This window comes from Coleofasciculus sp. C1-SOL-03, from assembly GCF_040220555.1.
In the GTDB taxonomy this organism is placed as follows: domain Bacteria; phylum Cyanobacteriota; class Cyanobacteriia; order Cyanobacteriales; family Coleofasciculaceae; genus Coleofasciculus.
In genome coordinates this window covers 1-25,996 of record NZ_JAVJUO010000240.1, presented here as the reverse complement: position 1 = coordinate 25,996, position 25,996 = coordinate 1, and the positions used below count along the sequence as shown (strand labels likewise).

23 protein-coding genes and 1 rRNA gene are annotated in these 25,996 nt (G+C 46.4%); 9 read left to right on the top strand and 15 right to left on the bottom strand.

Annotation, left to right across the window (positions count from 1 at the left end; genetic code table 11):
* Positions 1–130: ribosomal RNA gene (locus RIE73_RS36295) — 16S ribosomal RNA — on the bottom strand; the annotation flags it as partial.
* A gap of 355 nt (positions 131–485) precedes the next feature.
* Between RIE73_RS36295 and nadC the strand changes: the two genes are divergently transcribed.
* Both nadC and argS read left to right on the top strand, forming a co-directional pair.
* Positions 486–1,355 carry a carboxylating nicotinate-nucleotide diphosphorylase gene (nadC, locus tag RIE73_RS36290; protein WP_446405786.1) on the top strand — a complete coding sequence of 290 codons (870 nt, stop codon included), beginning with the start codon at positions 486–488 and terminating at the stop codon, positions 1,353–1,355.
* An 83-nt stretch (positions 1,356–1,438) separates the two neighbouring features.
* The gene (gene argS, locus RIE73_RS36285; protein ID WP_446405785.1) at positions 1,439–3,196 is read left to right on the top strand and encodes an arginine--tRNA ligase; all 1,758 of its coding nucleotides are present in this window, start codon (positions 1,439–1,441) and stop codon (positions 3,194–3,196) included.
* Between the two features lie 251 nt (positions 3,197–3,447).
* On the opposite strand, the gene RIE73_RS36280 is transcribed toward argS, so the two are convergent.
* From RIE73_RS36280 to RIE73_RS36270, 3 genes are all read right to left on the bottom strand, one after another.
* Positions 3,448–5,715, bottom strand: coding sequence for an amylo-alpha-1,6-glucosidase (locus RIE73_RS36280; protein WP_446405784.1), 2,268 nt, complete (start codon positions 5,713–5,715; stop codon positions 3,448–3,450).
* Positions 5,716–5,812: 97 nt separating this feature from the next.
* Positions 5,813–7,117, bottom strand: a complete 1,305-nt coding sequence (locus RIE73_RS36275) for a glycosyltransferase (RefSeq protein WP_446405783.1) — start codon at positions 7,115–7,117, stop codon at positions 5,813–5,815.
* A gap of 223 nt (positions 7,118–7,340) precedes the next feature.
* Positions 7,341–8,420 (bottom strand): glycosyltransferase family 4 protein, encoded by a 1,080-nt coding sequence (locus RIE73_RS36270; RefSeq protein WP_446405782.1) that lies wholly within the window; start codon positions 8,418–8,420, stop codon positions 7,341–7,343.
* Between the two features lie 523 nt (positions 8,421–8,943).
* Here RIE73_RS36270 and RIE73_RS36265 point away from each other — a divergent pair.
* The 4 genes from RIE73_RS36265 (at position 8,944) to RIE73_RS36250 (ending at position 12,940) form a co-directional block, all read left to right on the top strand.
* On the top strand, positions 8,944–9,702 hold the full coding sequence (locus tag RIE73_RS36265) for an MORN repeat-containing protein (RefSeq protein WP_446405781.1): 759 nt from the start codon (positions 8,944–8,946) through the stop codon (positions 9,700–9,702).
* A gap of 276 nt (positions 9,703–9,978) precedes the next feature.
* Positions 9,979–12,312, top strand: a complete 2,334-nt coding sequence (locus RIE73_RS36260; RefSeq protein ID WP_446405780.1) for an ATP-dependent helicase — start codon at positions 9,979–9,981, stop codon at positions 12,310–12,312.
* Between the two features lie 3 nt (positions 12,313–12,315).
* Complete coding sequence (locus RIE73_RS36255) at positions 12,316–12,555, top strand: hypothetical protein (protein ID WP_446405779.1); 240 nt, start codon at positions 12,316–12,318, stop codon at positions 12,553–12,555.
* Between the two features lie 19 nt (positions 12,556–12,574).
* A complete protein-coding gene (locus RIE73_RS36250; protein ID WP_446405778.1) occupies positions 12,575–12,940 on the top strand; it encodes a hypothetical protein in 366 nt (121 codons plus the stop codon).
* A 177-nt stretch (positions 12,941–13,117) separates the two neighbouring features.
* Here RIE73_RS36250 and RIE73_RS36245 read toward each other — a convergent pair whose 3' ends face one another.
* The 3 genes from RIE73_RS36245 to gatB all read right to left on the bottom strand — a co-directional run bounded on the left by RIE73_RS36245 (position 13,118) and on the right by gatB (position 15,556).
* The gene (locus tag RIE73_RS36245) at positions 13,118–13,489 is read right to left on the bottom strand and encodes a HepT-like ribonuclease domain-containing protein (protein WP_446405777.1); all 372 of its coding nucleotides are present in this window, start codon (positions 13,487–13,489) and stop codon (positions 13,118–13,120) included.
* Positions 13,479–13,769 carry a nucleotidyltransferase family protein gene (locus RIE73_RS36240; RefSeq protein WP_446405776.1) on the bottom strand — a complete coding sequence of 97 codons (291 nt, stop codon included), beginning with the start codon at positions 13,767–13,769 and terminating at the stop codon, positions 13,479–13,481. Before RIE73_RS36240 ends, RIE73_RS36245 begins: the two co-directional genes overlap by 11 nt.
* A gap of 302 nt (positions 13,770–14,071) precedes the next feature.
* Positions 14,072–15,556, bottom strand: coding sequence for an Asp-tRNA(Asn)/Glu-tRNA(Gln) amidotransferase subunit GatB (gatB, locus tag RIE73_RS36235; protein WP_446405775.1), 1,485 nt, complete (start codon positions 15,554–15,556; stop codon positions 14,072–14,074).
* Between the two features lie 291 nt (positions 15,557–15,847).
* On the opposite strand from gatB, the gene RIE73_RS36230 reads away from it, so the two are divergent.
* Positions 15,848–16,066 carry a hypothetical protein gene (locus RIE73_RS36230; RefSeq protein WP_446405774.1) on the top strand — a complete coding sequence of 73 codons (219 nt, stop codon included), beginning with the start codon at positions 15,848–15,850 and terminating at the stop codon, positions 16,064–16,066.
* Between the two features lie 152 nt (positions 16,067–16,218).
* On the opposite strand, the gene RIE73_RS36225 is transcribed toward RIE73_RS36230, so the two are convergent.
* The 3 genes from RIE73_RS36225 to RIE73_RS36215 all read right to left on the bottom strand — a co-directional run bounded on the left by RIE73_RS36225 (position 16,219) and on the right by RIE73_RS36215 (position 17,872).
* The gene (locus RIE73_RS36225) at positions 16,219–17,130 is read right to left on the bottom strand and encodes a ribonuclease D (RefSeq protein WP_446405773.1); all 912 of its coding nucleotides are present in this window, start codon (positions 17,128–17,130) and stop codon (positions 16,219–16,221) included.
* Between the two features lie 189 nt (positions 17,131–17,319).
* Positions 17,320–17,544, bottom strand: a complete 225-nt coding sequence (locus RIE73_RS36220; protein WP_446405772.1) for an SH3 domain-containing protein — start codon at positions 17,542–17,544, stop codon at positions 17,320–17,322.
* 7 nt (positions 17,545–17,551) lie between these two features.
* Positions 17,552–17,872, bottom strand: a complete 321-nt coding sequence (locus RIE73_RS36215; RefSeq protein WP_446405771.1) for a hypothetical protein — start codon at positions 17,870–17,872, stop codon at positions 17,552–17,554.
* A gap of 29 nt (positions 17,873–17,901) precedes the next feature.
* Here RIE73_RS36215 and RIE73_RS36210 point away from each other — a divergent pair, with 29 nt between their 5' ends.
* The gene (locus tag RIE73_RS36210; protein ID WP_446405770.1) at positions 17,902–18,507 is read left to right on the top strand and encodes a DUF4351 domain-containing protein; all 606 of its coding nucleotides are present in this window, start codon (positions 17,902–17,904) and stop codon (positions 18,505–18,507) included.
* Positions 18,508–18,855: 348 nt separating this feature from the next.
* On the opposite strand, the gene RIE73_RS36205 is transcribed toward RIE73_RS36210, so the two are convergent.
* The 3 genes from RIE73_RS36205 to RIE73_RS36195 all read right to left on the bottom strand — a co-directional run bounded on the left by RIE73_RS36205 (position 18,856) and on the right by RIE73_RS36195 (position 22,311).
* A complete protein-coding gene (locus tag RIE73_RS36205; RefSeq protein ID WP_446405769.1) occupies positions 18,856–20,265 on the bottom strand; it encodes a (Fe-S)-binding protein in 1,410 nt (469 codons plus the stop codon).
* A 186-nt stretch (positions 20,266–20,451) separates the two neighbouring features.
* Positions 20,452–21,768 carry an FAD-binding oxidoreductase gene (locus RIE73_RS36200; protein WP_446405787.1) on the bottom strand — a complete coding sequence of 439 codons (1,317 nt, stop codon included), beginning with the start codon at positions 21,766–21,768 and terminating at the stop codon, positions 20,452–20,454.
* 114 nt (positions 21,769–21,882) lie between these two features.
* Positions 21,883–22,311: an NUDIX domain-containing protein gene (locus RIE73_RS36195; protein WP_446405768.1), complete on the bottom strand. Its 429-nt coding sequence runs from the start codon at positions 22,309–22,311 to the stop codon at positions 21,883–21,885.
* 158 nt (positions 22,312–22,469) lie between these two features.
* Between RIE73_RS36195 and malQ the strand changes: the two genes are divergently transcribed.
* Positions 22,470–23,978 (top strand): 4-alpha-glucanotransferase, encoded by a 1,509-nt coding sequence (malQ, locus tag RIE73_RS36190; protein ID WP_446405767.1) that lies wholly within the window; start codon positions 22,470–22,472, stop codon positions 23,976–23,978.
* A gap of 27 nt (positions 23,979–24,005) precedes the next feature.
* On the opposite strand, the gene RIE73_RS36185 is transcribed toward malQ, so the two are convergent.
* Both RIE73_RS36185 and RIE73_RS36180 read right to left on the bottom strand, forming a co-directional pair.
* A complete protein-coding gene (locus RIE73_RS36185; RefSeq protein WP_446405766.1) occupies positions 24,006–24,797 on the bottom strand; it encodes a helix-turn-helix domain-containing protein in 792 nt (263 codons plus the stop codon).
* A gap of 42 nt (positions 24,798–24,839) precedes the next feature.
* On the bottom strand, positions 24,840–25,607 hold the full coding sequence (locus tag RIE73_RS36180; RefSeq protein ID WP_446405765.1) for a pseudouridine synthase: 768 nt from the start codon (positions 25,605–25,607) through the stop codon (positions 24,840–24,842).
* Between the last annotated feature and the right edge of the window lie 389 nt (positions 25,608–25,996).

The following is a 25,996-nucleotide window of genomic DNA, read 5'->3' as shown; positions in this document are numbered from 1 at the left end:
CCCCGACCCCAAGGCAGATTCTCACGCGTTACTCACCCGTCCGCCACTCAACCCGAAGGTTGCGTTCGACTTGCATGTGTTAAGCAGACCGCCAGCGTTCATCCTGAGCCAGGATCAAACTCTCCATATTAGAGTTTTTTTTCTAGGCTCCGAAACGTCATATAAAAATATGAGACGTTTCGTTTCCAACTTATCCTTATTAGTTGAGTTGCTTCAGTTTCCTGATTCAACTCCCATTAGTTATTGACAAGGAGTTTCGTATACTTGGCTTTCAAACTATTGATTTGTCTTGGTTCGGACGCTTGGGTGTGGAGCGAACTCCGTTTCAAGCGCATTTACCAATGTAGTGGCTATTTCTGGAGTTGTCAACCTTTTTCCAAAATTTTTTTTGAGGAAGTCAAAAACCCTTTCCCAGAGGGCGATCTGAGCTATGTTAAATCTAGAGCTAACCCGACCAGCTTGAGAAAATTACCCCTGTTTGTCAGATGAGAGCTTTACCGCCATTGATCCTGCTAGATCCGATCCTCCAGAACTGGTTGTTAGAAGATATCGGTCGAGGGGATCGTACAACTCAAGGGTTATGGAAAGTCCCAGACACGATTGTCCAAGCCGAGTGGACAGCTAAACAAGGGGGAGTGATCGCCGGACTACCGATCGCCAAACGGATCTTCCAACTCTTAAGCGATCAAACCAGTTTTGTGGCGGCTGTGGCTGAGGGGGAAGACTGTCATCCTGGACAGGTCGTGGCTCGTTTACATGGCGCTCTAGATACTCTATTAATGGGAGAACGAGTGGCTCTCAACCTGGCGATGCACTTAAGCGGGATTTCTACCCTTACCCGCAACTATGTCGATCAACTCGCTGATCTTCCCACTCAACTCGTCGATACCCGTAAAACTACCCCTGGGCTGAGACTGCTGGAAAAATATGCCACCCAAGTCGGCGGTGCCATCAATCACCGTTTTGGCTTAGATGACGCCGTGATGATTAAAGACAATCATATAGTGGCAGCAGGTAGCATAAAAGAGGCGATCGCTCGTATCCGGGAACAAATGCCCTACCCCCTACAGATAGAAGTTGAAACCGAAACCCTGGAACAAGTGATAGAAGCCTTAGATCAGGGGGCTGACATTATCATGCTGGACAATATGCCCTTGGAGAAGATGCAAGCGGCAGTACATAAGATTCGCGCCAAAAATGGCAGACTGAAAATTGAAGCCTCTGGGAATATCACTCTGGAAACCATTCGTGCTGTCGCCCAAACCGGTGTAGACTATATTTCCACGAGTGCCCCAATCACTCGTTCCACTTGGCTGGATTTAAGCATGAACTTACTGCACGAGACTCAGATTTAAAGTTCATTCCCTAATTTTTTGAGTAAGCCATTTCTCTATCATTCTTGGCAACGTCTGATCGTTTCAATTCTTTACCTAGCGCCATGACTTCAACCTTGGAACAACTAAAAGTCAAATTTGAGCAAGCCTTGATTGCTGCCTTTGGTGAAACGATGGCAGGTACAGATCCTATGTTAGTTCCCGCCAGTAATCCTAAATTTGGTGATTATCAATCCAATGCAGCCCTCTCTCTGGCAAAACCGCTAGGTCAACCCCCACGCGCGATCGCAGACATGCTAGTCAACCATCTCGACGTTGCTGATATCTGCCATCCTCCCACAGTCGCAGGACCCGGCTTTATTAATTTCACCCTCAAACCCGCCTATTTAGAAGCCAAGCTGAATCGGAATCTCACCCATCCTCGCTTAGGTGTAGACCCCGCCAAGCAGCCCCAGCGAGTTGTTGTGGATTTCTCCAGTCCCAATATCGCCAAAGAAATGCATGTCGGTCATCTGCGCTCTACAATTATTGGAGACTGCATTGCCCGTATTTTGGAATTTCGTGATCATGATGTTCTGCGCCTCAATCATGTCGGTGATTGGGGAACTCAATTTGGCATGTTAATTACCTATCTGCGGGAAGTTTGCCCAGAGGCATTAACCACGGCTGAGGCGGTTGATTTAGGAGATTTAGTCAGCTTTTATCGACAAGCTAAAAAACGGTTTGATAGCGATGAAGCCTTCCAAGAATCCGCACGACAGGAAGTCGTCAAGCTGCAAGCTGGGGCTGAAGATACCAAAAGGGCTTGGCAATTGCTGTGTGAGCAATCTCGACGGGAATTCCAGGTTATTTATGACTTACTGGATGTGGATCTCGCCGAACGGGGTGAATCATTCTATAATCCCTTACTTCCCGATGTGGTCAACGATTTAGAAAAATCAGGCTTATTAGTGGAAGATCAAGGAGCTAAATGTGTTTTCTTAGAAGGATTTACGAATAAAAAAGGTGAACCTTTACCCTTAATTGTGCAAAAGTCGGATGGAGGGTATAACTATGCCACAACTGACTTAGCCGCACTACGTTACCGGATTCAGCACGATGGGGCAAATCGGATTATTTATGTTACTGATGCTGGACAAGCGAATCATTTTGCCCAAGTGTTTCAAGTTGCACAACGGGCAGGTTGGTTACCAGAGACTGTTGAAGTTGTGCATGTTCCCTTTGGATTGGTACTAGGGGAAGACGGGAAAAAGCTGAAAACTCGGTCGGGAGAGACAGTACGATTGCGGGATTTATTGGATGAAGCGATCGCACGGGCGCGTGCGGATTTGGAAACTCGCATCCAAGCAGAAGGTCGCCAAGAAAGCGAGGAGTTCATTGACCATGTTGCTCAAGTGGTGGGTATGGCGGCGGTAAAGTATGCTGACCTCAGTCAAAATCGCACCAGCAACTATGTGTTTAGCTTCGATAAGATGTTATCGCTTAAAGGAAATACAGCACCGTATTTACTCTATGCTTATGCCCGAATTCAAAGTATTGGTCGCAAAGGTGGTATTGATTTTGAGCAGTTAAGAACAGAGGCTAAAGTTTTATTGCCAGAACACCAGGAAGCCACCCTAGCGAAACATCTTCTACAAATCAGCGAGGTAATTAAAGAAGTTGAGCAAGAGTTGTTACCTAATCGTCTTTGTCAGTATTTGTATGAACTGAGCGAGAAATTTAGTCAATTTTATGATCAATGTCCTGTGCTTAAAGCTGAGGAACCTGTGCGAACATCACGATTAATGCTGTGTGACTTAACGGCTCAAACGTTGAAACTAGGATTATCGTTACTCGGTATTTCGGTATTAGAACGGATGTAGAAATACCCATTTGCCATTATAAGTAGGGGGTAGTGAATAAGTGTTGTGGTAAAGGGAGGGAACAGGGAAGGGGGAACAGCGATAACCGAGGCGTGTTTTCAACTAAAATTGTGGAATAGATTTGACGTTTAAACCGGGCGCACGTCGGTGCGCCCCTACAATTCTAATCTACCAAATAAGGTGTGCCACGCCACCAACCTATTTTAACTATGCCACACGGCTAAACTCTACGATGAGATACTCCCTGGCGATCACGCTTCAATGACAACTCGTAAATTGCCCCGTTTCCGCACAACTCGACAGGCGGTTGCTCCACTAGAGCGCTCAAATTCTAAATCTAATACCGTCTGCCCAATTTTCAGGTTTTGCAGTGACAGATACTGGACGGATTCAGGTAGAGTGGGATGAACAATTCGCAGACAATTCCTTGGTGTGTCTGGTACTAAATTAACCATTACCTGTAGGAGTTGGAAAATCGTCCCCGTTGCCCAGGCTTGCGGTGAACAAGCTACAGGATATCGCACGGGTGTGCTATCGGGGGTGCGTTCATAGCCACAGAAGAGTTCGGGTGGACGATAATAGGGTTGTTGAACCGTCATGTCGATAATCCCTTGAGCCACCTCCAACGCCTGATCCACCAATCCGAGCGATCGCAATCCGGCAATAATGATTCCGTTATCGTGATGCCATACTGATCCCAGATGATAGCCCATGGGATTATACGCAGGCGATAAGCTACTTAAGGTGCGAATTCCCCAGCCACTAAACATATCTGGCGCTTGCAATCGTTCGGCGACATTGTGCGCCTTGTCCTTGGAGAGAATATCTAAACCGAGACAATGCCCCGGATTGGATGTGATACTATCCACAGGCTTGCCTTCACCATCCAACGCTAAGGCACAATAGCCGCGATCAGGCAGCCAAAAGTCACGATTAAAGCGGGTTTTCAGGGCTTGGGCTTCCTCATGCCAACGATCTGCCAAATCTAACCCTTTTCTGCGACGCGCAAGCTGACTTAAGCGCATCTTCGCCGCGTAAACATACCCTTGCACTTCCGCCAGCGTAATCGCCCCTTCCGCTAACTTGCCTTTGGCATCAACGATACAGTCTCCAGAGTCTTTCCATCCCTGATTCCGCAGTCCCCCCTGGGACTGGCATTCATAACTGATATATCCTGTCTGTTGACATCGGCGATCGATCCAATCCATCGCCGCTAACGCATTATCCCATAACCGATCCAAAAGTTCCTGATCATAGGTCCAGGCATAATAATCCGCATAGAGCATCAACCACAACGGCGTGGCATCGACTGTGCCATAATAAGGCGTATGGGGGAGTTCGCCACAACGCGCCATTTCACCCAGACGTAACTCATGGAGAATCTTACCCGGTTCTTCTTCCCGCCACTCGTCCTCAACTTTACCCTGATACTCCGCTAGGGTAATCAGCGTTTGACGCGCAATCCCCGGATCGAGGATCAGGGTTTGACTGGCTGCAATCAGAGAATCCCGTCCAAACAACGTGGAAAACCAGGGAATTCCCGCACAGAGAATCTTATCCTTGCCAAAGGTTTGACCCAAAAGATAGATATCCTGTTCAGCCCGTTCAATGGTCTGATTTAACGCTCGATTATCCGTGCGAATCCGAGTCACACCCTCTTGCCAATCCCGCTCCTCCATCGCCTCCGCCGCGATCGCTTGTTTGAGTGTAGCTGGCGCACTCACCACAGAAGCTGGATGATTGTCAACAAAAGGCTGTACTCGATACCCCAATTGCTGGCTTTCATGAGACTTTAATTTCAACCGCCAAATTGCCGTATATCCTTTAAACGCATCAGGTTGACGATGATAAAACTGAATTCGAGACTCCATCAACACCTGATCCAATCCCTGATAGGCTAAGGTCAGTTCACCTGTTTCCTCAACCAAAGACTGTACATCGGGGTCTAATGCATTATCCCCTTGAGGAATAACCTGGCGCATGAGGGTTCCCACCTGCTGACGGAGATAACCACGAATTTGGAATAAATCGGCAAAATCCGCATCAAAACTGAGACTGAGTTCAAACTCAACAGGTTGGGTACTGTAGTTGGTAATTTTTAGGTCTTCAAACAGTCCCCCTTGTAAGACAATATCCCGTTGAATCCCAATTGTTTCTGCTGAAATTCGCCCCTCAACATAAGGATTCGCACAGAGAACCGAAAGCGCAAAACCCCGTCCGGCTGTACTGCTGAGTAAAATCGGTGAGAGTCCCTCAATCTGTAACTCTAGGCGACTGAGAAAGCGAGTATCTTGACAAAATAAGCCTAAGCTTTTGTCGGATTCATCATCAAGACATCCAGCAATATTACCGAGTGGATCAGTAATCAGGAAAAGGTCATCATCCTTCAGCGTAAGTGTTGATTGCAGTCGTTTGGTTGTGGTGCATTGCCACTCTGGAATCGGTAGTTGTTCAACGGGTGCAAAGGTTCTACCGTTGAGTTCCAAGATATTTAAGTCAGTTTCATCGGTATTAGACACTATTTATCGTCCTCCCTTAGTTCCCCCTAGAACTTATACCGTAGGGTGGGTTTCGGCTTCGCTCAACCCACCAGCATACCAGTCAGTACCATTCCCCTTAAGAGACTTGCATTAATTCCTGATCAAAATCAACCGTAGATGGGCTAAATATCTCTGACGGAAGGTACAAGATGCAGGGGTTCTGCACATCTGGCACAACCGCAGTAATCAAACCCGCTAACCGCCGACGATAGAGATCACTCAGATGGGCTGCAACTTGATTCCAACTCAGAGAAGAAATGACTCCATCCGTTGTCTGTCGTTTTAGGCGACAAGCGAACAATTCATCCCATAAAACCCGATGAATCGCGTCAGCAAATGCCACTGCATCCCCCGGAGGAACTAACAAACCTGTTTCTTCTGGGACAATGGTAAATCTGAGTCCTTGCACATCCGACGCGACAATGGGTATCTTATGATCCAATGCAGCTAGGGCAGCTGATCCAAAGGGTTCATACCGACTAGGAATAACGCAGACATCAGCGGCGGTATAGTAAAGCCAATGCTGATCCGAGGGTATCGATTCAATCATCAAAACCTGTTGATCTAGCTCAAGGTGGTGAATCCATTGCTTAACTTCCTGTTTTGCCTCCGGATTCTGCTCAGAACTAACCATCAAGCAACGCCATGATTGTATCCCCTCTGCTACTGTGCGATCGCGGTATAATTTCAGCGCTGTGATCAGCGTATCAATCCCTTGGTTGGAATCAAGTTGACCGACATATAAGACTACCTTTTCATTGGTACAAAGTCCCAATTTCGCTTTCGCCTTTGACTTGGACAGTCGGGGGAATTGCCGAGGGGAATTCGATGGCTCTGATGACAGCAGAATCACCTGATCAATTTGTTCACAACTCGTAGATTCTGATCTGAGCCAATGGTTAGGAATCGTTGGGGTTTGACTGAATGAATTAATGGTGTTGAGTGAATCTTTACTCGTAAACCAATTGGTGTGGATTAATTCAAACCTTTTCGATTCCTTCAATTTTAATCCCACTTGACCCGATAGCCAATCCTGAGTATGAATTAGAGGATAATGAGTTCCTTCTTTTGCCTGAAAATCCTGAAAAGCTTTAACCCATTGAGTCACGTATCCAGGTAATTGAGCGGAACTTAGAGATGAGTTTGGCTCAATATTTAAGCGAATCGTGCGACAGTGAGGCGCTGTCCATTCGACTTTAGGTTGATCGGGATGAGTCCGCCGAGTAAACCAATCAATTTGCCAGCCGAGTTTGGCGAGAGCTTGGCTCAGTTGATTGACTGAATGTAGGCATTGGTTTTGCTTGCCTTGACTGGGCGGGTTGACACTCTCCTGACCGATGGAAAGTAGAGCAATAGGTTGTCTATGAACAGTTTGGTTCATGATTCACCTCATTAAATGATTGATAATTTACTTTTCACAGGATCGGAAAAACCTCTCTGGAAAACTTCTCTTCATCCCCCCTTGCCCCCCTTTGAAAGGGGGTTAGAGAGAGGCTTTGAATTCTCCCCCGTGTAATAAAAGCAAAGCATCCTTTGGCTTCCTCCTTTTGAAGGGAAGAGGGGGATCTAAAAAGGGGACGGAAGGGGGATATAGTAAACCCAACTTAGCTAGCTAAAAGTGTAGGAACGTGCAGATGACCATTGCGAGCAAAGCGTTCTGCCAGGACTTGATTATAGACAGCTTCGTATCCATCCACCATCTGTTTCACAGCAAAGTTTGTTTCAACGTGTTCCCGACAGGCTTGTCGATTCAGTTCGGGTATTTTCGCGATCGCATGGACGCATTCATCGATAGTATTACAGAGAAATCCTGTCTTCCCGTGAACAATAATTTCTGGCGCTGATCCTAATGCCATGGCAATCACCGGAGTTCCTGATGCCATGGATTCAATCATGACTAATCCGAAGGGTTCACGCCAGGTAATCGGGAATAGCGTGGCAACTGCACCTCCCATCAATTCATTTTTCTGGGTGTGATTGGCTTCTCCTAAAAACTCAATTTGTTTCCCATCAATCAAGGGTTCTACTTCTGCCTCAAAAAAGGCACGATCTTTGGGATCAACTTTACCTGCCATTTTCAGATGCCAGCCGGAACGTTTGGCAATTTCAATCGCCAAAGCGGGCCCTTTTTCCGGGGACATCCGCCCAACAAACGCCAGATAAGGCGGCTGTTCTGACTGCGGGTAAAACGTAAACCGCTCTGGCGCGATCGCATTATAAACGGTTGCCATATAATTGAGTCCCAACTCAGGACGTTGCTGAGAGTGGGAGATGCTGACAAAATGTTGCTGACGATGCTTGGTAAAAATCTGTTCAACCAGTGGCGAAAATGTACCGTGAATCGTATGTACAACTGGCGTTTTTGTCAAGGTTGCATAAGGAAGCGCCGGATAATCTACATGAGCATGAATCACATCAAACTCATTCGCTCGTTCAAAAACTTTGCTCAATTGCATCTGTTCATAAACAGCATAATCTTGATGGGTTACGCCAAGAGGACGCAATGCTTTTTCACATCCAGGTTCCAGTTTTGCCAATGTCTCTGAATCACCCGATGCAAATAATGTAACGTCATGACCCCGACGGACAAGTTCATCCGTGAGTAAACTCACCACTAATTCTGTACCACCATACGCTGGGGGAGGTACACACTCCCACAACGGTGCAATTTGGGCAATCCGCATTTTGAAACCTCCCATTTAGAATGAGATGGAATGAAGAAAGGTTGGTCATTGAGCGTTGAATAACGTGGCGCTGGTCACTTCAACCAGCGTGATTTTTGGACTCGCGACCTTGTTTGTTAAGGTGTGTGTAGAACCTTATCCCAAAATTTACTAAGGGAGAGCTATATTTGCCAATTCGTGAACTCTACCCCTGACAGGTAAGGAAAACCGTATAGTCGTGTTTCTTGTAAGTAGGTGGACACCATTAGAATTAACGGTTGAGATGAGGGAACAGGGAACAGGAAGGAACAGTAAGGGTTTGAGGGCGATTGAAAAAACTGGCTCCGGAGCGTGCTGTTTTCTTTTGTCCGAACTACTTATGGTTGAAATGACCACGCATCAGCAAGAACCCTTCTGCTTTTTGCCTTTTGCTATAGTTCCATCTCTGATTGTGTAAAGTTTTTTTTCAATCGTCTGTCTGGTTCGTAGAAGACACTCAGGTTTCCAGAGTAACCCATGAAACGGTTATTCATCGAGGTGACCTATGTTAAAGCAACTGCCTTTTAAACGACTAGGGTTAACCCTATTGATAGCGTCGAGTGCTAGTTTTGCCATTAACTTGAGTTATTCACCACCATCATTGGCAGAATTGCTCACGCTTCGGGATGGTACTCAATGCCAAGGAAACTTTCAAGGACTCAATGGTAGAGGATTGTGCGTTTATGAGAGAGACCTCCAAGGTAATCCTTACAACTATTATGAAGGAGAACTTCGCAATGGTCTGCCATCAGGTCAAGGAATCTTCGTGTATAACAATAATGACCGCTATGAAGGAGAATTCAACAACGGTCTCCCCCACGGTCAAGGAACATTTATCTTTGAAAATGGCGATCGCTATATCGGAGGCTTCAAGGAAGGTGTACCCAACGGAACTGGAACATTCCTCTATGCTAACGGGGATCACTATTCAGGAGGGATTCTGAATGGTCAGTTCCACGGTTTTGGCACATTCATTTTTACTAACGATAGGTACAAGTCTGATGACGATGATCGGTACGATGGACAGTTTCTTTTCGGTCAGGCAAAGGGCAATGGTACACTAAGATACGCTGATGGTATCGTTTGTCGAGGCAACTTCTACAATAGTACTTTTACGGGGCGCGGTACTTGCACCTATCCCCAAGGCTCTTTCTATCAGAGTTATACAGGAGAAATACATGATGGGATGCCTGGAGGTGTTGGTATTCTGACTTATGCAAATGGTGAGGTTTACAGAGGAAATTGGAGCGATCGCCCTCGGTAAGAGCTGGGGAAGCTAGGGGAGCAGCAGTATCAGATAAGGACAGGGGGGCGATAGACTTGTTAATAAAAGATACCCCATAATTAGGACTTGCTGCACAACTCCGAAACCCTTATCTATCAAGAGTTAGAGGAGGTTGAAAGCCGACTATAAGGGCAATCCCTCCCTCTTGGATGGGTGAAAAGCTTACACTTATAGGGAGACGAAAAGCACTACTGTTTCTCTCATCTCCCCAATACTTATTCAGCAAGCCCTAATTATTTCCCTTGCCTCTTAACCATGCCAGATAATCCCAACGCCACTCAAAATACCTTACAACTACCTCTCGCTGCTTTACGGGAACAGGAATTGCAACGCCTGCGGAATAGCTTACGTCAGGGACAACAACCGATGGCAGATTGGCAGGGGGGTTCTCTGGCGGTGTCGGCGGTACCCGGTGCGGGGAAGTCTACGGGAATGGCTGTCGCGGCAGCAATTGCGATCGCACGCTATCAACTTCATGGTAAACGACAATTGGTGGTGGTGACGTTTACGCGATCGGCGGCGGCTTCAATTAAGGCGAAAATTCGCGATTATCTTAAACCCCTACGCTTACCCCAAAATAGTTTTGTCGTCTATACGCTGCATGGATTAGCCCTAAATATTGCCAACCGCCATCCGGATTTATCGGAGATTAATTTAGATACGCTGACGGTTGTCACCCCGAATCAAAGTCACCGCTTAATTCGGGCTTGTGTGGAACAGTGGATTGCCTCCAATCCGCGCCGTTATTCTATGTTGTTAGAAGGGGTCAGTTTTGATGGGGAAGAAACGGAACGATTGCGACGACAATCGGTCTTGCGAACCGAAGTGTTACCGTCTTTAGCCTATACGGTGATTCACGAAGCCAAAAGTTCGGGATTATTGCCCGAAGACCTCTGGTTAATCAGTCAACAAACCAATGACCCTTATGACATTTTAGCGATCGCGGCGGGATTATACGAGCAATATCAACGAGTGACGCGATCGCGAGACTTTATTGATTATGATGATATGATTCTAGCAGCCTTGCGAGTGTTAGACGATAACACCGTGCGTCAACTCTGGCAACGGCAATTCTTTGCCGTCTTTGAAGACGAAGCACAGGATTCCAGTCCCCTCCAATATCGCTTATTACAAACCCTAGCCACTGATCCGAGTAATCCTTACAGTCCCCTGAATTTAATCCGAGTTGGTGACCCCAATCAAGCGATTAACTCCACCTTTACTCCTGCTGACCCAATTTACTTTAATCGCTTTTGTACCGAATGCCAGGAACAACAGCGTCTTGCTACGATGGATCAAGCAGGTCGTAGTACACCGATTATTATTGATGCCGCTAATTTTATCCTCAATTGGGTGAATCAAACCTATACGCAAAACCAGGATGAATCCACTCGTCCCTTTCGTCCCCAAACCATCCATCCCGTACCCCCGGATGACCCCCAAACCGACGCCAATCCCCAGCCAGAGGGGAGAGGGTTAGAAATCTATCAACCCAGTGATATTTATCAAACGGTAGAATTGTTGGGACAACGGGTAATAGACCTATTCACCCGCCACCCAGACCATAACGCCGCCGTCTTAGTCCGGGAAAATCGCCAAGGAAACTTCATCGCCCAGAAACTCGACTATCTCAAACGCCAGCATGGGATTGACGTGTATGATGTACAGGGGAGCGATCGCCATTCACATATTCCCATTGAAATACTGGCATTGCTGCAATTTATTGACCGTCCCCATTCTCCCGATTACCTAAAAGCCGCACTAGACGTTCTGGTTAAACGCCAACTGATTCCCACCCAAGACTTAAACGCCCTCGCCACTTATCCCGAACAATTTCTCTATCCCGGACCCCTTGACCCCCATCCCACGCCCGCAGTCAGTCAAGCCGCCAGATACTGTCGCAGTCTTTTACGGGCGCGTCTGGAATTACCCCATTACCAGCTTATTTCCTTTTTAGCCCTCACCTTACAGTACGACCAATCGGAACTCGCCACAGCCGATAAACTCGCCGAACGAGTGGTTAAACAAACCTATAGTAGCAGCGCCATGCCTGCTACCTTAGCCGCATTAAGTGAAATTGTCTCCTCCGAACGGTTTGAACCCGTAGAAACCGAAGACGCCGACTCTCGCTATCTACGTCGCCGTCAACTCACGATTATCACCATGCACAAAGCCAAGGGATTAGATTGGGACTATGTATTTCTCCCCTTTCTCCACGAAGACACGATTCCCGGTAATCCTTGGGTACCCACCGCCGCCCAATTCTTAGGCGATTTCACCCTAGCCGAAGTCGCCCGGGCGCAAATTCGCGCCAGTTTACACGAACACCCCCTACCCACCGCCTTAGAAGCCTGGGAGAAAGCCGGACAACTCAAAACCGCCGAAGAATATCGTCTATTATACGTCGCCATGACCCGCGCCAAGCGACTCTTATGGATATCAGCGGCACAAAAAGGACCCTTTCGCTGGAATACATTTAGTGGACAAGCCTCAGACAACTTACAGATGAAAAAGCCTTGTCCCATATTACCCGTCTTAACCCGTCGCTTCCCCGATTCAGTGGTTTCTCTAGCGACGATGACGAATTAAACCTTGGTAGGAGGGATAGTTCGTGATTGTTCCACGGCAACTGTAAAGTCAACCAGTAATCCTCATCTGGAAATTAAAACCCAATATCTCTATGGCAAGGAAGTGGATATAATTATTAACCAAGGAACTGTTATCGGAATTGTCAGCGCTAACAAAATTTCCCAGCCGAGTAAGCAAAAATTACACCAGGCAAGTATTGCTTTTGCTGAAAATATACCTGAATCAACATTTAGTAATTACTGATATGAGATAGGAAAAAGTCATGTTAAACATTAATTTCTATGGGAAAAATGGACAGTCATCTCAAAGTATTCGGATGGTAGAAGATTTTTATCAGTGGCTAGCTTATTCAGACTTTGCTCAAGTTGGGCGTTCTAAAATGACCACGATTTGTCTTGATGGAGAAGAAGTAGAGCTACCACTAATTCATTTATCCAGCACAACAAGAAGTATGTTGATTGCCTGCTTTAATGAAATGATATTGAAAGAAACAGAAGCCATGTTAGTAGACTTAGAGAAAACTATATCACAAGAAATATTAAGTGGAAGAACATATCGATTAAAAAAACTTTTGAAACTCTTGAATTGCTGTAAAAATAGTCGTTTTATTTACTTGCAAAGGGAGTAGTAATATTAAACTTTGGATGTAATGCACATGTTACTCTAGTTGTTTGGGTGATGTAAACGCTGCCTATGTTGGAATTTTCAACAATTGTTCTATTTGACCTTTATCTAAATTCAAAAACAGATAATCATTCAAGCAAGCAATTACATGACTCACCCTATAGAAACTTGAACCATCCCACTAACGACTACAACTCATTCCCCGCTTCACTGCTTCACTTGCCAATAACCGTTGCAGGGGTTCAACTAACGGAGGAAGTTCCATTTGAATTCCATCCCATACAATCCTTAACTTAATCTGAAAATATTCATGAGTGATTACATTTCGCATATCACTCATCAGTCGCCAAGGAATGTCAGGAGTACGATTCTGAATGTCTGGCGGAACATTTCTAGCGGCTTCACCAATAACCACAAACTTGTAAAGAATCGAATCAAATAGCATTTCATCAGTGGAAAATTCCTCAAACGTTATTCCGGCTGTTCGTTGCTGAATACTCGAAATTGCCTGCAAAATATCTTGAACTCGTAGTTGCCAACCTCTAGAAAACACGAATCACATCCTCCAAAACAGGTTCACGCAAATGCTCTCGTAACGCATCTTGAGTCCCTAAATCGACAGGACAGCCTAAAATATCTTCTAGATAAAGCCGGATGCGACTAAAACCAAATAATCCTATCGGTTGAGAAAATTCGACCAGAAAATCCACATCACTGTCGGCTCTCGCTTCATCCCGCGCCACAGAACCAAACAACTCCAACGACTTGACACCAAGTTCTTGAAGTTTTAATTGATGAGCTTTAACAATGGCTAGCACATCCTCTCGTTTCACAGGTATCCTCCAACTCATTCAGCCAATACGACTAATAAGAATATTATCTAACACTCCAGACATTAAGTTGAAAAAAATAGCCAGCAGCAATGCCAACCGTACCTGATTAATTGACTTTTGAAAGTAGTCCTCAAAAAAGATAATGGTGCGTTACGCTTTGCTAACGCACCCTACAATGATTGGTGTAAGATGTGAGTTCAACTAAAGGTATTTAATGTAATGGTATCAGTAGGGGCGGGTTTAGCCTATCAATGTAGATGCTCACCAATAACCGGGCAACAAAACCCGCCCAAACCCCAAATTTACCCCTTCAACTTCTTCCCTAAAAGTTGGTTAGTTAATTTTGGATTTGCCCGTCCATTGGTTTCCTTCATCACCTGTCCGACAAAAAACCCTTGCAGCTTGGTTTTACCATTCCGATACTGTTCCAATTTCTTGGGATTTGCAGCAATTACTTGATCAATGATGGCTTCCAGTTGGCTGACATCCGAGATTTGAATCAGTCCCCGACTTTCAGCGATTTCCTTGGCTGAACCACCTTTTGACAAGAGTTCCGGGAGAATTTCTTTGGCGATTTTGCCGCTAATCGTATCCTCTTCAATCAACTGAATCAGTTCTGCCAAAACTAACGGTTTGAGCGCAATTTCCGTAATCGCCAGTTTCTCCGTATTCAGATAAGCAGCAATATCTCCCATCACCCAGTTTGCCACTTGTTTGGGATTGGCATTGGCAGATACGGCGGCTTCAAAATATTCCGCCACCAGTTTATCTTCAGTTAAGACGCGGGTATCATAGGCAGAAAGCCCGAATTTCTCTTCATAACGATGGCGTTTCTGGGCGGGAAGTTCGGGGAGTTCACTGCGCCATTGGTCTAATTGTTCTTTGGAAACTTCAATCGGGGGTAAGTCGGGTTCGGGGAAGTAGCGGTAATCGCTAGACCCTTCTTTAATTCGCATACTAATCGTGCGTTGACTTCCTTCTTCCCAGAGGCGGGTTTCTTGGACGATTGGTTCCCCGGTTTCAATTGCTTCGATTTGCCGTTCGATTTCGTAGTCAATGGCTTTTTGAATGGCGCTAAAGGAGTTCATGTTTTTGATCTCAACTTTCACGCCAAACTCTTTTTGACCGACGGGACGCACGGAAATATTCACGTCACAGCGTAGGGAACCTTCCTGCATATTGCCATCACTGATACCCAGGTAACGCATAATCCGGCGTAATTCTTGGGCATATTCGGCGGCTTCTTTGCCAGAACGCAAGTCGGGTTCTGAGACAATTTCCAGGAGGGGGACACCTGCGCGGTTGAAATCGACGAGGGAGTAGGTGGAACCAGAGAGTCGGTCACTTCCCGCATGGACAAGTTTTCCGGCGTCTTCTTCCATGTGTAGACGGGTGATGCCGATTTTTTTGTCAATCGGGTTTCCGTCGTCATCGATGAGTTCGATTTCTAACCAGCCATGTTCGGCGATGGGGAGGTCATATTGAGAGATTTGATAGTTTTTGGGGAGGTCGGGATAAAAGTACTGTTTGCGGTCAAATTTACTATAGGGGGCGATTTGGCAGTTGAGGGCTAATCCGGCTTTGACGGCGGATTCCAGGACTTTTTGATTGAGGACGGGTAGCACGCCGGGAAGTCCCATGCATATCGGGTCAATGTTGGTGTTGGGGGGAGTGCCGAATTCTGTGGAGGAGTAGGAAAATATTTTGGTGGCGGTGTTGAGTTGGCAGTGGGTTTCTAGACCGATTATGGCTTCGTACTTCGTTTTTGCGGGTGCTGCGGTGGTCATAGGTGTTTCGTTGCTGTCTCGTTGTCAGAGTTTTAGTCTATTAGTCTATTTTAGCGTGGGGGGTTGTTCGTAGTAGGCACTTTAGTGCTAGAAGCGAATAGTATAAGAGGTTGGGCGCGATCGCTTTGACCGTTGCACGCAAAGCGGTAAAATCAGCCACGACATCCTGTTCTTGTTACAAATCTTTACTTCAAAAACCCGAGCGTATCGCCCATTTTTACAGACAAAACCTAAAATTTTGATTAAAATCTTGGTGTGGCTAAAGAATATTTTTAGAATTTGGTAAATTTTATGATACTTGCAGAAAAAATAAAACGACAAAATGTCAGCCGCAGCTCATCTCATTTAGCCCTAGTGTTTGCCGAAACTATGCAAACGGGACAAATTAGCTTCTCGCAGTGGTATGAGTTAATGACAGCGCCTTTAGAGGATGCATTGAGTCCTGAAGCTGAAGATGCGATTACCCGTTTAATTTATGGAGTACGTCACGGCTTGATTAAAGTTGTTTAGGGCTTGCTACAGGGAGTGCTGTGGTGGGGAAAGGCAATAGGCAATAGGCAATAGGCAATAGGCAACAGGACAGAATGTCCTAACCTGCTTGGGTAAAGCTATAATGACCAAAAGACATGATATACCTGTAGAGATGTGCCATGGCGCGTCTGTCAAAACGGCAAATCCTCCTCCTCTGGCTCAGTAATCGAGAGTCGCCAAGTCGTTTTATTCTCTTCTTCTACAGGCAATTCCTCCATTACCTCCCCTAACTTTTGTTGTAGGGATTTGGTCAATTGTACTGATATATCTAACTCAATCCCTAGTTTTTTTGTCACTTCTGCTAATTGATGAAACGCAACTTTTTTACTGGTGCGATTTTGACTGGATAAGCGAAATCCATTGACTTTTTTGACATTTTGCGCTTGCATCGCTGCTTTCAGCCGTTCCTTAATTTGCTGAATTTCCGTATCCAGTTGTTTCCAGCGATGCTCAATTTGTCGATAGCGTAAGGTTAGGGCTTCAATATCCTCTGTGGCGGGGTCAGGTTGAGCGAGGTCTAATAAATGACGATGAACTTGAACCACATAGACGACATCCTTAGCCGCGTAATCCAGTTGGCGAGGTGAGAGAGGGCGTTTCCTCCAGTCGCCTGTTTGTTCAGTTTTATCCACTTGGGGACATATCCCAAAATATTCGGTTAGGGTTTTCAGTTGATAATTGGGGACAGGGAGGCGATAGTAGGGAATCGTTTTCGCCAGTTCTAGGGTACAGGTGACATTTTTTGCCTTGCGTTTACCCAAAAATTTCCGGTCATAACTAGCGTTGTGAAAGACTTTCTCGATTGCCGGATTGTACATTACTTTAGCAATAAACTCATCAGCGAGTTCCGGCTGGTATAACACATCGAGAATCCAGACAGACTCAGCCGTGAGGTCATTTCCATCCGCCAAGACTTGAATTAACGACAATTGCGGCGTATCGGTTTTATAGTCAGCGACTTCCGTATCTAACCATAGGATAGAGGCTTGAGTGCAGTTTGCGATCGCGCGTTCAATATCTTTGGCTTGGGTAAGGTATGGCATGAGTCAATCGAGCAGGTAAAGCATTTTCAGACTTGATGTAATATAGCCAAACAAGAGTGGAATTGGTTTATCTGATGTCTCGTTATTACACCGTTTGAGAACCTGCTGTGTTTTATCCTACACGCTAAGGGGGTGAAAGTGGGAGGAAAGCGCCGACCTAAAGCAGCAGAATTTGATCGCATCTCCAGCTCATCGCTCATAACAACTAATAAACTCTCTAAATACCCACCCCCATATCCTATATTCACCTTGGTAATAGCCGCCCACGTTTACCCAAGGACGACCTTGATTATCATAGGCGACCTCATGGATATAGACCTCTCTGCCGTTTTTTAGGGCATTGATAACCCTGCCATTTGGAGTATCACGCACGTTAAGCGGACTTCCCGTTGGGTCGGTTACTTGACCAACCATTTCGGCTTTAACAGGTAGAATTAAAGCCGATACAGAAACTGTAATTGTTGCGAAAATAATGGCTAGACTTTTCATCACAATTACGAATAAGCTGCCCGTTAGCATAGAAGTTGAGTTGATAAAGTGGGTTGTTTTGAGTGTTGGTCATTCCCATTGGTGTTAGCGTCATATAGCTACCTTGCCCAACTGCTGCTGAAGCATTTACACCAACAACTTGACGACTACTGGGTGGTACGCGATTTTCTCCTCCTAACTCTTTCTCGAAAGGCGGTATGACCGGAATGGGTTGGCTATTTTCTACCTTTGGGCTAGAAGCTAGCTTTGCCATAGCAGCATCCCATTGTTTTCGCTTTCTTGTTGTCAACTCGTCGGCTGGCAACTGAATGGACGCAAACAGACACCCCTCAAGGCTTACTCGCACAGGTGGCGGAACAAACCGCTACAATTCCTGACAGGGAACAGCGACAAACTCTGGCGGGTTTTGCGGAGATTTTAGCTGGATTGCGGTTTGAGAAAGCTTTGATACGTCGGTTTTTTCGGGAGGACATCATGCGCGAGTCGGTTATCTATCAAGATATCTTGCAACAAGGAAGACAACAGGAAGCCCTTTCATTAGTCATGCGCCAACTCAATCGGCGGCTAGGAGAGGTTAACTCAGCCGCAATTGAGCGGGTTCGGGCGTTATCCATCGAGGAATTGGAGGAGTTGGGGGTAGCGCTATTGGATTTTTCCGGAGTTGCTGATTTAATGGCTTGGTTTGACCGACAAAAGATGCGAGACGTGGAAATCGCTTTGATTATCCGCCAGCTAACCCGACGGCTGGGTGACGTTGACCAATCACTGCGCGATCGCATTAACAGGTTATCAACAGAACAGTTGGAAGCGTTGGGAGTCGCGCTGTTGGATTTTTTCCAAGTTGCTGATTTAGTGGCTTGGTTGGAGGAGCAACAGGTGAGCGATTAATGATGGTGGTTTCAGCGTCTGTAGATCGGCTAAAAAATAGCGCAAAGCCTCACAGTGAGGCAGTTTCATTTTTTGGGCTGGGGGAACTTCAGTTTCAAGTTCGTGGCTATTGCGTATAGCGCTTCGCGCTGGTCTAGTTACACTTTGTTTGTACGAACATCCCATCTGGACTCAGCTTCAGAGAAGGGAGTTGTAAATACACGCCTAGCGACTTGCTATAAGTGCGATCGCTGATTTTGTCGGTTGGGTTGAAGCAGCTTCTCAGACACTCCTGAAAAACTATCTTACCGATGAAGTACCATCGGATTTACGTTATTTTATGTCACAAATCCGATGGCTGGCGTTCCCTCACTTCGATTCCCTAATCCTCAACTTTTCCCCGCGAATGGAATAATCCAACAACTCCATCGGATGCATCAAGGATATCTCTTTCTCCTGCAAGTTTAAATGCTTCTTAATTTGCAGTGAACATCCCGGATTCGATGACGCAATTAACTCCGCCCCTGTATTCAACAAATTCTCAACCTTTTGCTGTCCCAACTCATCAGCAACTTCCGGTTGCAACATATTATAAACCCCCGCACTGCCACAACATAGCGCCGCATCAATGGGTTCGCGTAATGTTACCCCCGGAATTTGCCGCAATAACTGACGCGGTTGTACAGAAATCTTTTGTCCATGTAACAAATGACATGCATCTTGATACACCATTGTCAGAGGCTTATCGGTCAAGGGTGACAACTTCGCCGTCAATCCTACCTCAGCCAAAAACTGTTGCACGTCTCTCACCTTCGCCGCAAACTCTTGCGCTTTCTGGCGATACACCGGATCATCGTCTAATATATGCCCATATTCCTTCAACGTATGACCACAGCCTGCGGCATTAATAATCACATAATCAACATCCGTCCCCTCAAAACTATCAATCATTTGTCGCGCCAAGGCTTGGGCTTGTTCTGTTTGTCCCTGATGTTCGGGTAATGCAGCACAACAGCCTTGACTTTTGGGAATCACCACTTCACAACCATTCGCCGTTAATACTCGCACCGTTGCTTCATTAACAGGCGAGAAAAATAGCCGCTGTACACACCCCAAAATCACACCCACTCGATACCGCTTTTCCCCTTGTGCCGGAATCACATCCGGGAAGTTATTCTGAAAGGACTTTAAGGTAATTTGCGGTAAAATTGAATCCATTGCCGCTAAACGGGGGACTATTTGCTTTAATAATCCTGTAGACCGAACTAGCTTTTGTAATCCTAATTTTTGATAGATATAAAGTGGCGCAAGGAAGGGGCGTAGGCGTCCCGGATAAGGAAACAGATTAAAGATTAGCGCTCTAACCATCCGATCCGCTAAACTCCGAGGCTGATTTCGCTCAACCTGATGGCGTGTGGCGGATATTAACTTATCATACTGGACTCCAGAAGGACAGGTGGTTACACAAGCCAAACAGCCTAAGCAGGAATCAAAATGTTGTGTCGTCGCTTCGGCTAATGGTGCTTCACCTTTGTTAATCGCATCCATTAAATAAATGCGTCCCCTAGGCGAATCCATTTCCTTACCAATCACTCGGTAACTGGGACAGGTAGCGAGGCAAAATCCGCAGTGAACACAAGTATCAATTAAGTCTTGTTTAGGCGGATTTTTAGGATCAAAACCAGGAAGTTGAGCCTCCTTGTGTTCTGTTTCTAACGGTGTTGTTGCTGCGCTTTCTTTGACTGAATCGGGTGTGGGAAATTTAAAATCCGTTTGCATATTGTTTTATTTGAGGTAGATGTGCAGAAATAAATAAATTGTGAGACTTTAGGGGTTTAGTCGGGGCGGGTTTAATCACATCCGGGAGCAAAATAAAAGATAATAGTGAAACCCGCCCCTACATTCGGACAAACCAGGTTTACTATAAGGTTGTAAAGGTCAGATATACTCCTGTGACTTCTGTCTTCAAATATCTCCGACAAATCGATTAGGACTTAAAAGCATTTTCGGATCAAACTTCTGTTTAATTTGACGCATAATATCTAAAGCGTTGCCACTGTATCCCCAAACATCAAGCTGTTGCTTCACACTAATTGGAGCCTCTAGTACCGTCAAAAAGCCGCTGTGAGATTGGCAATGTTCTCGCATCTTTAAAATTGTCTCAGGTTTCACTGTTTTGGGTTCAAACCGCACTTTTCCTAAGCCACTTCCTGCATGAATTAATCCTAATCCCGTTCCAGAGGTGAGAGTATCAAGTACAGTTAATATCATAACTGCCGCCGTTGGTACTATCCCTATTTTGCAAGTAATCGCGGTAGATTGGGGCATTCCCCAGATTTGTTCTGGTAATGATTGCCATAGAGTCACTTCATCGCTATCCTGATAAAGTGTGCCTTGGAGTCCCAACTGTTGCCCCACCTCTAGCAACCGGGATGACTGCTCCTGTACACTTTTGGTGACACTTTGGAAGCGTACCATTAAGCCCATCCCTTTACCGATATCTAATTGTTTGACCAATCCAGAGGAGAGTAAATCAGCGGCTGTAGGGGTTAGGGCGGAGGCGAGTAAGGTTTGGGTTGTTGATGCAAGAGCCTCAGCCTCTCCGGTAAGTACCACTGTCCCCGATGCTTCCTGTACCGGATACAAGCGAAACGTCACCTCGGTTAAAATTCCCAGGGTGCCATACGCCCCCGTCAACAGTTTCATCAAGTCATAACCCGCCACATTTTTCACCACTCGTCCCCCAGCTTTGGCGAGTTGTCCATCACTGCGGACAAAGGAAACCCCCAATAGCATATCCCGCACCCCACCATAGCGTTGTCGCCATGATCCACTATCCGCCGTTGAAATAATTCCACCCAGGGTGGCGGCTTCTGGGTAAGCGGGTTCAAGCGGCAAAAATTGATTCGTTTTCAGCAGTATTGGCTGTAAATCTGCCAATTTCACACCCGCTTGCGCCGTTACCGTCAAGTCACCCACCGCATGATCAATCACCTGATTCAGGTTTTGGGTACTAATCACTACGTCAACGGGTTTACCCACACCCGCCCAGGCTAATTTACTCCCATTCCCGCTGGGGAGAACTTGCCAGTTATGGGTATTGGCGCATTCGACCACTTGACAAAGCTGTTGAACCGTGGTAGGAAAAACAAGCGTACTGGTAATCGTGTCTATGCCATACGTTCTCTTGAGTCGCTCTTGCCATAGGGGGGGTAAAGTATCCCCCTGATAGAGGTTAGAGTCACCCACAATCGGGGTTAGAGTTTGTGCGATCGCATTCATACAGATGTTCGTTCGTAGTTGCGCTTTAGCGCCATAAGCGTTTGTCTTCAGCGACATTCGGTTTCATTGAAGGCTGGTGGGCAATGCCCACCCTACTCCATCTCCCCCATCTCCTCAATAACGAGGTCGTACCTGATAATGGCGATAATATCGATAATCCCGCAAAATCTGGTCATGATCAAAACACAGATTCGTGGGAATCTCCCACAGCTTAAAAATCTGCAAATTCTTAGCATCATCAGCAGCTTGGGGTTCCCCTGTCGCAGTCGCTAGAAACACAATACTGATAGTATGCTTACGCGGATCACGATCAGGCGTCGAATAAACGTGAAACTGCTCAATTAACTCCACCTGTAAGCCAATCTCTTCCTTCGCTTCCCGAACTGCTGCGGTTTCCACCGACTCTCCATAATCGACAAAGCCGCCGGGAATTGCCCAGCCTAGGGGGGGATTTTTGCGTTCGATCAGAATAATCGGTCGCGAGGGTCGATCCATGAGTTCAACAATAATATCGACGGTGGGAACAGGATTTCGGTAAGTCACAAGCCAAGTTCAGGTAACAGGTAGGGATCAGCCTAGGTTCGTTGTTTTCAGAATACCTCTGTTGACAGACTTAAATCTACCACGATGGCTCTTTTTTAACGCCTCCCTAGCGTGCTAATGTCGATAGGACTTGCTTTGCTGTACTATGGTCTATTTCTATGCAGATTCCTAGATCGAGTGGTGTTTTGCTGCATCCCACTTGCTTCCCCAGTCCCTATGGATTCGGTGACTTAGGCTCACCAGCGTATCAATTTATTGATTTTTTGGCGGCTAGCGATCAGCGATTCTGGCAGATCTTGCCCGTCGGACCGACGGGGTTTGGTAACTCGCCGTATATGTCTTACTCCGCCATGGCGGGAAACCCGATGTTGATTAGCCCAGAACAACTGCAAATGAAAGGGCTACTCACGGATGAAGATCTGGCTCATCTACCGGAGTTTCCCCCGGATTCTATCGATTTTGACCGAGCCGTTCCCATGAAAAAATCGCTCCTGCTCAAAGCCTGCGATCGCTTTAAGCGGGAAGCTTCATCTGAACAGCAGGAGGAATTCGATAAATTTTGTCAGCGTCACGCCTACTGGCTGGATGATTATGCCTTATTTATGGCACTGCACAACACCTTTGATGATGTGAGTTGGCATTTGTGGAAGCCAGACATTGCCAAAGCCGAACCGCAAGCGGTGAAGGAATGGCGAGAACGGTTACGCGATCGCATTTATTACCAAAAGTACCTCCAGTTTGAGTTTTTCCGCCAGTGGTCATGGTTGAAGCAGTATGCCAATGACCGCAATATCCAGATTATTGGCGATATCCCGATTTATGTTGCCCATAATAGCGCCGATGTCTGGTCAAACCGAGACCTGTTTGCCATTGATGAGGAAACGGGCGAACCTTCGCTGATGGCGGGTGTTCCCCCAGACTATTTCAGTGAAACCGGTCAATTGTGGGGGAACCCCATTTACGACTGGGAACGCATGGAAAAGAATAACTATCACTGGTGGATCATGCGCCTGAAGATGATGTTTGAGTACGTCGATGTGCTGCGAATCGATCATTTTCGCGGCTTTGAGGCGTATTGGGAGGTTGACCAAGGGGAAACAACTGCCATGAATGGGCGCTGGGTCAAAGGACCAGGAGCTAAATTTTTCAAAGTCCTGAAACAGGAATTAGAAGGACTACCGATTATCGCTGAGGATTTAGGGGTGATTACCCCAGAAGTTGAAGCATTGCGGGATCAATTTGGATTTCCGGGGATGAAAATTTTACACTTTGCCTTTGGTGGCGGTGCGGATAATCCGTATTTACCCTTTAACCTAGAGCGCAACTGTCTGATTTATACCGGAACCCATGATAATAACACGACAATCGGCTGGTTTAACCAGATCCCCGACTATGAACGAGACAATGCGATTCGTTACTTAGGGGAGTTAAGTTCCCAAGGCATCAATTGGGATTTAATCCGGTTAGCCTACAGCAGCGTCGCCAATCTCGCCATGGTTCCCCTACAAGACTTCTTAGGTTTAGGTGCAGAGGCTCAGATGAACCGTCCCAGTACATCTGAGGGAAACTGGAAATGGCGTTATCGAGCCGAGATGTTGAGTGACCAACTGCGCGATCGCATCAAAACCCTAATTTATACGTATGGTCGGACACCGCATGATTCTTGAGGGTTAACCTGTTGAGCAAACAGACGATCAAGACCGAGGATTAGCCGCAAAGGTCATTTCCTCAACCGCACCGGGGGCGCCCATTTGTTTAGCACTTTGGTCATTAAACTCGACCAGGACGCCTCCGGCATTACCCGCCCGGACAATCAGTTGTTGATCCGCCACCCAAGTCCGCTGGGTGCCTTCGGGCAAGACGCCTTCAAATTCGGTTTTACCATCCACAACGACTCGAATCCAGGACTGAGCCTTCAGGGTAACACCCACCTGCACCGGTTTACCATCTTGGCTGGCATGACTAATTTCCGCCGATTGGTTAATATCAAGGGACTGTTTCGGTGGTCTGGGTTCGGGCTTTTTCGGGGTCGGTAACTGCTGGGCAGAGGGGGTATTGTCAACTTCAATCACTTGGACGGCGGAGCGATTGAGAATGTAAGATAAACCACTGACCGAGCCAATCACCAACAGAATATAGAGCAGGTAGAGATGAAGCGGTCGCAATTGAGCAGCAGGTAAATGCCGCCAACGGGGTTTGATCAACTGGATACTTGCTCCCACCGGAAAAGCATTGGCACATTCTGCACCATTGAGTCCCAGGGCTTCAGCAAATCGCCGGATAAAGCCGCGAATGTAGACAGGTTCGGGCAACTGGTCGATCTTACCGTCTTCAATCGCCTGTAAAAGCCGTGCCTGAATTCGGGTTTGAGCCGCAACTTCCTCTAACGTAATCGACTGTTCGAGGCGAAATTGACGTAGGCGAGCGCCTAGTTCTTCGAGCTTCTCAACTTGTTCCTGCTGCAAATGACTCGTATTCTCCTTCATACACGGTACTCCTTGATATCTGCTGGCACGTTTTCGTAAGGGTTAGTGAACTCGATTGTGGAGAAAGCGAATTTCAAATTCTTCAAGATAACGGTAGTGACCACTGAGCAGTATCGGTTCACCTGGTCGTTGTAATTGAATCGGACCAATTGCCGTGCGGTGCAGATGGATTACTGGATAGCCTAGCAGGTCAGCAACTCGACGAATTTGACGGTTTCTCCCTTCTGTCAAGACAATTTCTAAAAGTGTTTTATCGGGTTGCCGCTTAAGGACTCGAACCTTAGCAGGTAGAGTCGTTCGACCTGACAAGTCTACACCCTGACGCCAAGCCGAGAGGATTGACGCAGAAGGATGACCCTTGACCCAAACCCGATACGTCTTGGCAACGTGATGGCGAGGATGGGTAAGTTTATAGGTCAATGTTCCGTCATTTGTCAGAATTAACGCTCCTGTAGATTCCATGTCCAACCGTCCCACCGGATGGATGCCCTGACCTTGTCTAATCGTGCTTGGCAGTAAATCAAGAACTGTACGACGCTTCTCAAGAATGGTATTACACACCCGATAATTCCGACAAGTAGAGACTACACCCACGGGTTTATTGAGCAAGAGATAAATTGCCTGAGGACGATTACTGGGTTTGAGCTGTTGACCATTAACTTCAATCAAATCCGTTTCCGGATTGGCTTTTTGTCCTAACTGCACCACAGTGCCATTTAGCCGAACTTGTCCGGCTAGGATCATTTTCTCAGCTTGACGCCGTGAGGCAATACCCCACTGTGAAAGAATTTTTTGTACTCTTTCCTCCATGGCTTGACTACCTGTGAAAGCTAGTTCATCTCGACCCAGATTATGCTGGTTTCAAGTTGATCTCCATCCCTATAGTAGTTTTTCCAGCTCCAGCAGGGGTTTGGTTTAAACCTCTCTTGCTTTCAGGTGGTTCGAGGGATTCAGTCTTCTTCTAGTCCTGACCAGAATAGACTATGTACAAATATTACAAGAATGGGGCAAATTGCAAGCGTTTAGTTTTTTGACCTGCTCATTGTCTTGCTCGGAAACTATCCCAGTTATGCCAGTTATGCCAGTTATGCCAGTTATGCCAGTTATGCCAGTTATGCCAGTTATGCCAGTTATGCCAGTTATGCCAGTTATGCCAGTTATGCCAGTTATGCCAGTTATGCCAGTTATGCCAGTTATGC

Coding starts and splice junctions, on each gene's coding strand:
- nadC (WP_446405786.1), top strand. CDS start 486: ATGAGAGCTTTACCGCCATTGATCCTGCTAGATCCGATCCTCCAGAAC.
- argS (WP_446405785.1), top strand. CDS start 1,439: ATGACTTCAACCTTGGAACAACTAAAAGTCAAATTTGAGCAAGCCTTG.
- RIE73_RS36275 (WP_446405783.1), bottom strand. CDS start 7,117: ATGAACCAAACTGTTCATAGACAACCTATTGCTCTACTTTCCATCGGT.
- RIE73_RS36270 (WP_446405782.1), bottom strand. CDS start 8,420: ATGCGGATTGCCCAAATTGCACCGTTGTGGGAGTGTGTACCTCCCCCA.
- RIE73_RS36265 (WP_446405781.1), top strand. CDS start 8,944: ATGTTAAAGCAACTGCCTTTTAAACGACTAGGGTTAACCCTATTGATA.
- RIE73_RS36260 (WP_446405780.1), top strand. CDS start 9,979: ATGCCAGATAATCCCAACGCCACTCAAAATACCTTACAACTACCTCTC.
- RIE73_RS36250 (WP_446405778.1), top strand. CDS start 12,575: ATGTTAAACATTAATTTCTATGGGAAAAATGGACAGTCATCTCAAAGT.
- gatB (WP_446405775.1), bottom strand. CDS start 15,556: ATGACCACCGCAGCACCCGCAAAAACGAAGTACGAAGCCATAATCGGT.
- RIE73_RS36230 (WP_446405774.1), top strand. CDS start 15,848: ATGATACTTGCAGAAAAAATAAAACGACAAAATGTCAGCCGCAGCTCA.
- RIE73_RS36225 (WP_446405773.1), bottom strand. CDS start 17,130: ATGCCATACCTTACCCAAGCCAAAGATATTGAACGCGCGATCGCAAAC.
- RIE73_RS36220 (WP_446405772.1), bottom strand. CDS start 17,544: ATGGTTGGTCAAGTAACCGACCCAACGGGAAGTCCGCTTAACGTGCGT.
- RIE73_RS36215 (WP_446405771.1), bottom strand. CDS start 17,872: ATGGCAAAGCTAGCTTCTAGCCCAAAGGTAGAAAATAGCCAACCCATT.
- RIE73_RS36205 (WP_446405769.1), bottom strand. CDS start 20,265: ATGCAAACGGATTTTAAATTTCCCACACCCGATTCAGTCAAAGAAAGC.
- RIE73_RS36200 (WP_446405787.1), bottom strand. CDS start 21,768: ATGAATGCGATCGCACAAACTCTAACCCCGATTGTGGGTGACTCTAAC.
- malQ (WP_446405767.1), top strand. CDS start 22,470: ATGCAGATTCCTAGATCGAGTGGTGTTTTGCTGCATCCCACTTGCTTC.
- RIE73_RS36185 (WP_446405766.1), bottom strand. CDS start 24,797: ATGAAGGAGAATACGAGTCATTTGCAGCAGGAACAAGTTGAGAAGCTC.
- RIE73_RS36180 (WP_446405765.1), bottom strand. CDS start 25,607: ATGGAGGAAAGAGTACAAAAAATTCTTTCACAGTGGGGTATTGCCTCA.